Origin of the sequence: Tessaracoccus bendigoensis DSM 12906 (assembly GCF_900141915.1) — a bacterium.
Classification (GTDB): domain Bacteria; phylum Actinomycetota; class Actinomycetes; order Propionibacteriales; family Propionibacteriaceae; genus Arachnia; species Arachnia bendigoensis.
In genome coordinates this window covers 107,879-115,432 of sequence record NZ_FQZG01000005.1, presented here as the reverse complement: position 1 = coordinate 115,432, position 7,554 = coordinate 107,879, and the positions used below count along the sequence as shown (strand labels likewise).

At 67.1% G+C, this 7,554-nt stretch carries 5 protein-coding genes and 1 other RNA gene; 2 read left to right on the top strand and 4 right to left on the bottom strand.

The window, feature by feature from the left end:
- Positions 1–134: 134 nt before the first annotated feature.
- Positions 135–499: RNase P RNA component class A (gene rnpB, locus BUC15_RS01630), an RNA gene on the bottom strand.
- A gap of 57 nt (positions 500–556) precedes the next feature.
- On the opposite strand from rnpB, the gene BUC15_RS19260 reads away from it, so the two are divergent.
- Complete coding sequence (locus BUC15_RS19260; protein WP_175558217.1) at positions 557–3,046, top strand: circularly permuted type 2 ATP-grasp protein; 2,490 nt, start codon at positions 557–559, stop codon at positions 3,044–3,046.
- Positions 3,043–4,008 (top strand): transglutaminase family protein, encoded by a 966-nt coding sequence (locus BUC15_RS01615; RefSeq protein WP_073185815.1) that lies wholly within the window; start codon positions 3,043–3,045, stop codon positions 4,006–4,008. Before BUC15_RS19260 ends, BUC15_RS01615 begins: the two co-directional genes overlap by 4 nt.
- On the opposite strand, the gene BUC15_RS01610 is transcribed toward BUC15_RS01615, so the two are convergent.
- The 3 genes from BUC15_RS01610 to BUC15_RS01600 form a co-directional block, all read right to left on the bottom strand.
- Positions 4,001–4,810, bottom strand: a complete 810-nt coding sequence (locus BUC15_RS01610; RefSeq protein ID WP_217652072.1) for a transglutaminase-like domain-containing protein — start codon at positions 4,808–4,810, stop codon at positions 4,001–4,003. The two genes, BUC15_RS01615 and BUC15_RS01610, sit on opposite strands and share 8 nt — an antisense overlap.
- A 66-nt stretch (positions 4,811–4,876) precedes the next feature.
- Positions 4,877–5,692 (bottom strand): type I methionyl aminopeptidase, encoded by an 816-nt coding sequence (map, locus tag BUC15_RS01605; RefSeq protein WP_073185830.1) that lies wholly within the window; start codon positions 5,690–5,692, stop codon positions 4,877–4,879.
- Between the two features lie 48 nt (positions 5,693–5,740).
- The gene (locus BUC15_RS01600; RefSeq protein WP_073185802.1) at positions 5,741–6,583 is read right to left on the bottom strand and encodes a DUF2510 domain-containing protein; all 843 of its coding nucleotides are present in this window, start codon (positions 6,581–6,583) and stop codon (positions 5,741–5,743) included.
- Between the last annotated feature and the right edge of the window lie 971 nt (positions 6,584–7,554).

The following is a 7,554-nucleotide window of genomic DNA, read 5'->3' as shown; positions in this document are numbered from 1 at the left end:
GACCACTGGCCGATTTTCGGGGGCCGGTTCGGGGTTCGGGGACCCGCGCCCGGACGGCGTCGGCAGGGCATTGGCCCATACTCGACACCAGACCAGCCAGAATCGACCACTGGTCGATTTTCGGGGCCGAGTGGGGGACGAGACGGCCGGTAAGCCGGATTCTGTCGACGGATGATCATCTATCTGAGGCCCGCCGTTGCCGACGCGCTCATGCAACCTACCCGGACGCCTCGCGCGAGCAGCGCTCAAGCGGCGTCCGCGGCCGACCCTGGGGTCGACCTTCTTGGTCTTGCTCCGGGTGGGGTTTACCTAGCCACCCCAGTCACCTGGGGTGCTGGTGGTCTCTTACACCACCGTTTCACCCTTACCTGTCGCCAGGCGGTTTGTTTTCTGTGGCACTTTCCCGCGGGTCACCCCGGGTGGGCGTTACCCACCACCCTGCTCTTCGGAGTCCGGACTTTCCTCAGCTGTCTCCAGCCGCGATCATCTGGCCGTCTCGTCCGCGACCGATTCTAGCGGGGGTTGGCAGATGACGCGAAGCGCTAGGCTGGCCGCCGTGACTGCCGAGGCGACTGCGAGTACCGCACTGGCCGCCTATCGCGCCAAGATCGATGGGCGAGACGAGCTGACGGCCGCGACCGGGCTCAGGCCCGAACAGGTCCTGCTGGCCGATGCGATCTCGGAGCTGGGTGCCGACGGCCTGGCCGCGGCGCGCGCGGAGCTGGCCCTCCTCGTGCGAGACGAGGGCATCCTCTACGGTGCGCACGGCCGGAACTGGAGCATCGACCCGCTCCCGCTCATCCTCACCTCCGCGGAGTGGGAGAGGCTGGCTGCCGGTCTTGCGCAGCGGGCCAGAGTGCTCGGGATGCTGCTGGCCGACATCTACGGCGAGCAACGCCTGCTCGCCTCGGGCGCGGTCCCGCCCCAGATCGTATGGGGGCACCAGGGATTCCTCCCACCGGCCTCAGGGATCCCCACGCCCCGTGAGGACTGGCTGCCCCTGGTGGCGTGCGACCTCGGGCGTGACCCGTCCGGCGCCTGGACGGTGCTGGGCGACCGCACCGAGGCCCCCGCAGGCGCCGGGTACGCCATGGCAAACAGGCGACTCACCTCCCGCGTCATGGGCGAACTCCACCTGAACGCCAGACCGGCACGACTCCGTTCGTACTTTGCCGCCATGCGGGCCACGCTCCAACAACTGGCACCGCGTCGCGGACACACCCCCAAAGGCGTGCTGCTGTGGTCCGGCGCCAAAGCTCCGACCGCCTACGAGCAGGGCTTCATCGCCACCCTGCTCGGCTACGCGCTCGTCGAGGCCGAAGACCTAGTCATCCGTGACGGGCAGGTCTGGATCGACTCACCGGACGGTCGGGGGCTGGTCGATGTGATCCTGCGCCGCGTCGATTCAGGGTCGGGCGACCCTCTCGAGTTCCGGGGCGATCCGGGCGCCGGGGTCGCGGGTCTTCTGGAGGCCACCAGGCTTGGCAACGTCGTAAACGTCAACCCGCTCGGGGCCGGGGTGTTGGAGAACCCAGCCATCGTTGGGCTCCTGCCGACCCTCACGCGGCAACTCCTCGGCGAGGATCTCATCCTGCCGTCGGCGACCACCTGGTGGTGCGGCGACGCAGTTTCCTTGAGCCATGCCCTCGCCAACCTCCAAGGGTTGCTCATCAAACCCATCGACAGGGGCCCCGGTCCGACGGCGATCCCCGGCTGGGAGTTGACCGCCGCGCAGCGGGCCGAACTCTCGGCCCGCATCAAGGCCCGGCCATGGGCATGGTGCGCACAAGAGCCCCTCCCGCTCTCCACCGCGCCCGTCGTGACCGGAGATGGCCTCGTTCCACGTCGGTTGGCACTGCGGACGTTCGGGGTCCAGACCGAGGGAGGCTACCAGCTTCTTCCCGGCGGTCTGGCGCGGGTGGCCACCGACGACGGATTCCTGCTCGGACGGGGCCAGTTCACACTGTCAAAGGACGTTTGGGTGATGGATCCCGACGACGCGGCCGAGACCTGGCAGTCGACCTACGACGCCGACTCGCTCACGGCGTCGCGGCCCAGCCAGGTCGCGCCGAGGATCGCCGACAACCTGGTGTGGCTCGGCAGGTACGCCGAGCGGGCAGACAGCAGTGCCCGGCTGTTGCGCCGCGCCCTCGACCTCGCGCAGGATCACGGGCACCGCCCAGGCACGCGCGGGGCACAGGTGCTCACGGCGGTGCTGGAAGCGGCAGAAAGGATCCTCGCGGTCGACTTGGGCAGCGGTGAAGCCACATCGGCCCGGGAACGGATTCGCTCGGCGGTCACCGACGGTGAGCTGAGGGGGTCCCTGGCCCACTCCGTCCGAAGGTTGAGCGCAGCCGCGCACGAAGTGCCCGACCTGATGTCGGATGACATCTGGCACGTCCTCGGGCGACTCGACGAGCTTGTAGAGGGGGCGAAGAGCCGACGCGACCTGGCCGGGGCGCTCGACGCGATGGTCGCCTCGACCCTGGCACTCGCGGGGATCAACGCCGAAAGCCTCACCAGGGATGCCACCTGGGCCTTCATCGACGCGGGCATGCGCATCGAGCGTGCGCAGCGCACGCTGGCGCTGCTCGAACACACCCTCGGCAGGGAGCGGGCGGCAGTCGTGGAACAGCAACTCGCCGATGCCGTAGCGGAGATCGGGGAGTCGCTGATCACCAAGCGGCGCCTCGCCGCCTCCGGCGCAGCTCGACGGCGGCCCGGCGCGGCCGTCACCCACCTCCTGGTCGCCGACGCCGCCAATCCGCGATCTGTCGCGTTCCAACTCGACCGGCTACGCGGGGATCTGCTCCTGATCGGGGACGATACCCTCTCGGACCGGGTGGAAAGGCTGGCGCGTACCGTCAGCGACATGGACGTGGCCGCCGCATTCGATGAGGACCGGGCCCGTCTCGCGGCCGCACTCGCAGGGCACCGCGTCGCGGTGCGGGGCATCGCAGACGAACTGGCCCGGACCCACCTCACCCGGGTCGGCACGCGTCGCGCGGTCGTCACCGGCTGGACCCCGGCAGGGGGTCGACGGTGAGACAACGCCAGGAGAACCTGACCGCGCGCCGCTACTTCGTCCGACACAAGACGGAGTACACGTATCCGTCGGCGGTAACGAGAAGCCATCAGCGTGGGGTCCTTGCACCGCGCGACACCGGGAGCCAGCGCGTAGTCGCCCACGCCGTCGCAATCGAACCGGCCCCGTTGCTTCTGACCAGACACATCGACATCTTCGGCAATCACAGCCAATACTTCGAGATCCACTTTCCCCACACCCGTTTCAGCGTCGTGAAGGAATCCGTCATCGACGTAGAATGGCCGCCCGTCGACGTCGAGTCGCTCGACCGGTGGAGCCTCTCCAGCGCCCAACGGGTCATCGCCGACAACCCGGCGCTACGGATGGAAAGGGCCGTCTTCGGGCTGCCGAGCCACCACGTCGTCCCCACGGCTGAGGTCATGGACTACGCCGACACGATCATCGCTGCAGAACTCGGTTTCGGGCAGGCTCTCGGTGAGCTGACGCGTGGCATCTGGCGCGACTTCGACTACCGGCCCGGTGTGACGTCGACGCGCACCACGGTCGACGAGGTGCTCGCCCTCCGTGCCGGCGTCTGTCAGGACTTCGCGCACGTCGGTATCGCGGTCCTGCGCGGCCTGGGTATTCCGGCGCGCTACGTCTCGGGGTACCTGGAGACCGTCGCGCCTGCCGGTCGGGAGAAGCTGGAAGGCTCTGACGCCTCACATGCCTGGATCTCGGTGCTGGCACCCAACGGGGCCTGGATCGACATCGACCCCACCAACGGCCAGTTCGCCGACTCCCGCTACCTCGTGACGGCATGGGGACGCGATTTCGCCGACGTCAGCCCTCTGCGGGGGTTGGTTGAAACGGAAGCGCCAACCTCTGAGCTGAGCGTCGGCGTCGACGTCATCCCGATGGAGGGGGAGTCGCTGCCAGAGGCCAGCCGACTGCGGCTGCAGTGGGCAGATCCCCTCACCTGAGCGCGACCTGCCGGAGGCCATCGTCCTCGGGCAGTTGGCCGTCGACCCAGGCACTGACCTGCATCCACTTCAGGTTCGTGAACCCTCCCAGCGTGGTCATGAATGCCGTGTCGGACGCGTCCCGCCCGGTGCAGATCCGCACCATCGAATCCCGCGGAGCCAAACCGGTGGCGTCGATGAGCCGCCATGCGCCGTCGACGTAGGCCTCGGCCGCGGCGTGGAAGTCCATCGGGCTCAACCCGGGCGCGTATACCGACACGAAACGCGCGGGCAGGTTCAGGCCACGCAGGAAGGCGATCACAAGGTGGGCGAAGTCGCGGCACACGCCAGAGCGGTTCAGGTAGGTGTCGAGTGCCCCGTCGATGCTCCGACTCGAACCGATCAGGTAGGCGATCTTGGTGTTGACCCAGTCGCGGGTGGCGGCGACCAGCTCAAGGCCTGTCAGGCCCGCGAAGTGGGTTGCGCTGAGGTTGGCCAACCGGTCCGAATCGCAGTAGCGGGAAGGTCGTGTGTAAGCGATCTCGTCGATGCCGAGAAGCGGCGCCGGAGGTGCTGGGGCCGACACCGTGGCCCGGTAGTCGACATCGAGAAGGCCGACGGGCGTCTCCCTGATCCGGTGCAGTCGGGCACCGGTCGGCGCGACCACCTCCTCGGCCTCCAGTTCGACATCGCCGACGCGGAAGGTGAGGGTCTCGTCGATCTCCGGATATTCATCGCTGACAGCGACGGAGAAGATGAGATCGGCGGTGCTGACGACCTCGATCGTGAGGTGGCTCGAAACGTGGCGTGGGGCGGAAAACACCGGCATACCTTATCGCCAACCCTTCGGCCATTCCGAAGCGGCGGGCGATGGGAAGTCAGCCACCGTTCAAGGTGCCGTCAGGATCTCCGCGCCGTCACGCGTGACGACCAGGGTCTGCTCGAACTGGGCGCACCTCGAACCGTCGGCGGTGACGACCGTCCAGTCGTCGTCCCAGACCTCGGTCTCATGCGTGCCGAGAGTCAACATCGGCTCGATCGTGAACGTCATCCCCGGCTGGATGGCCGTGCTCAGGCGCGGCTCGTCGTAGTGGAAGATCACCAGCCCGGAATGGAAGGACGTGTGGACCCCGTGGCCGGTGTAGTCGCGCACCACGCCGTAGCCGAACCGTTTCGCGTAGGACTCGATGACGCGCCCGATCACCGAGATCGGACGACCCGGTTTCACCGCCCGGATGGCGCGGTTCATCGCCTCCCTTGTGCGTTCGGCCAGGAGCCGTGACTCCTCGTCGACGTCGCCGCAGAAGAAGGTGGCACAGTTGTCGCCGTGTACCCCGTCCTTGAACGCGGTGCAGTCGATCTTGACGAGGTCGCCGTCCTCGAGTGGCCGCAGGTCGGGGATCCCGTGACAGATGACTTCGTTGACCGACGTGCAGATCGACTTGGGGAAGCCCCGGTAGCCGAGCGAGGACGGGTAGGCGCCGTGGTCGAGCATGTATTCGTGCGCGACCCGGTCGAGCTCGTCGGTGGTGACTCCCGGCGCGATCGCCTTCGAAGCCTCCATCATCGCGTTGTGCCCGATCCGACCGGCCACCCGCATCCGCTCGATCACGTCGTCGCTCTGCACATCGGAACCGGTGTAGGGCTGCGGGGCGGGTTTGCCTACGTAGTGCGGGCGCTCGATCGAGCGCGGAACATCACGCATGGCGGTGACGGTGTGGGGGACGATGGGGTTCACGACGATCAAGTCTACTCAGCCGTCCCAGCGGAGGCTCTCCAGCATGCGCTGCGCCTCGGCCTGGTTGTCGGCCAGGTCGATGGTTGCGCAGGTCACATAGACCGCGATCCGGTTCTTGTCGTCGGTGGGGATGAGCACCAGGTCGACGGTGTCGCCCTCGATGCCCTGAAACAGTTGGTTGGTGACGTAGATGTTGGAGGTGAGGCGCCACCCGATCCTGCCGTCGACGTTGTAGTCCTCACTTCGCAGGCGTTCACGTCGCTCGAAGCCGTCGAACATGCCTGAACTGGCCATGCAGCTCATGAACTCCTCCGCGGCCCGGGGCAGCGAGGAGGAGAACCCGTCGGAGACGCGGATGTGGCCGAGGTTGACGTTGCTGATCCAGCCTGGCGCGATCGAGCGGATCATCGAGTTGTCGTCCCACATCCAGGAGATCCAGGCGGGCTGCTCGACCCACTTGCCGCCGGGAGCCTCGATCGACAGCCCGCCTGCGCTCAGGCGGCCGTCGACCACCTCGCTGTTGGGCGTGGAGTCGGCGTACGGGCAAGTGATGGATTCACCGAAGCCGGTCTCGACCGGGGTCGGCGACGGCGTCTCGCTCGGGACCCGCTCGTCCCACTGTTTGCCCGTCGGCTTGGAGCTTCGGGGGTCTTCGGGGGTGGCGCCGAACACGTTGCCGCCACTCGGCCACAGGATCAGGCCGACGACGAGGCTGGCCACCACCACCAGGGTGATCCCTAGCCACAGCCAGGTGTTGGACGGCTTCCGCGGGGCGGACGTGTCCATCCAGCGTTGACCGTCCCAGTAGCGCCGACCGTCGGGCGCCGTGGGATCTGCGTACCAGCCCGGCCGTGCCATGCGGATCAGTCTAGGTCGCTGCCGAAGCGCTTCTTGATCTGGAGCCTGGTGTCCAACTATGCGTCGGGCTCCGTGGGCGCGGACACCAGCGAAATAGCTGGACACCAGCGGAGTTTCCCCGACACCAGCGAAATAGCTGGACACCAGAGGAATACGGCAGGTGACGCGCCATTAGGCAGGTGTCCGCGACGAACCGCAGGTGTCCGCGACGAACCGTTGGTGTCTGCGACGAACGGCTGGCAACTGCGACGAACGGCTGGCAACTGCGACGAACGGCTGGTAATTGCGACGAACCGCTGGTGATCGTCGAAGATCGCTGGTAACGGCCAATCCCACCCGACGACGCGGTCACGACGAACCGCTCGGCGCGGTCTTGACGTTGAGCACTATCCGGAAGTCGATTGCCGAGACGACCCGTTTTCACGTTCAAATTGGGATCGAACCCGCGATAGTGCTCAAGGCCCGACGCGACCACGGCCCCCAAGGACCCAGGCCCCCAACGACCCAGGATCCCGACACCTCCATCCGACAGCGCCCCCCGACACCAGCGAAATAGCTGGACACCAGCGAAGTTGCCCCGACACCAGCGAAATAGCTGGACACCAGAGGAATACGGCAGGTGACGCGCCATTAGGCAGGTGTCCGCGACGAACCGCTGGTAACTGCGACGAACCGCTGATGACCGTCGACGGTCGCTGGTAACGGCCAAACCCACCCGACGCCGTCACGACGTACCGCTCGGCCGGTCTTGACGTTGAGCACTATCCGGAGGTCGATTGCCGAAACGATCCGTTTTCACGTTCAAATTGGGATCGAACCCGCGATAGTGCTCAAGGCCCGACGCGACCACGGCCCCCGTTGGTAACCGCTGGCAACCGTCGAAGATCGCAGGTCGGGTAGTTCCGCTCGACGGTTCGTCACGCGGCTGTAACATCCGGCGGGCAAACTGGCGCGCATGGATAGGCAGACTG

Excerpts from the sequence above, each read along its gene's own strand:
- map (WP_073185830.1), bottom strand. The coding sequence starts at position 5,692 with ATGCGTGATGTTCCGCGCTCGATCGAGCGCCCGCACTACGTAGGCAAA.
- BUC15_RS01600 (WP_073185802.1), bottom strand. The coding sequence starts at position 6,583 with ATGGCACGGCCGGGCTGGTACGCAGATCCCACGGCGCCCGACGGTCGG.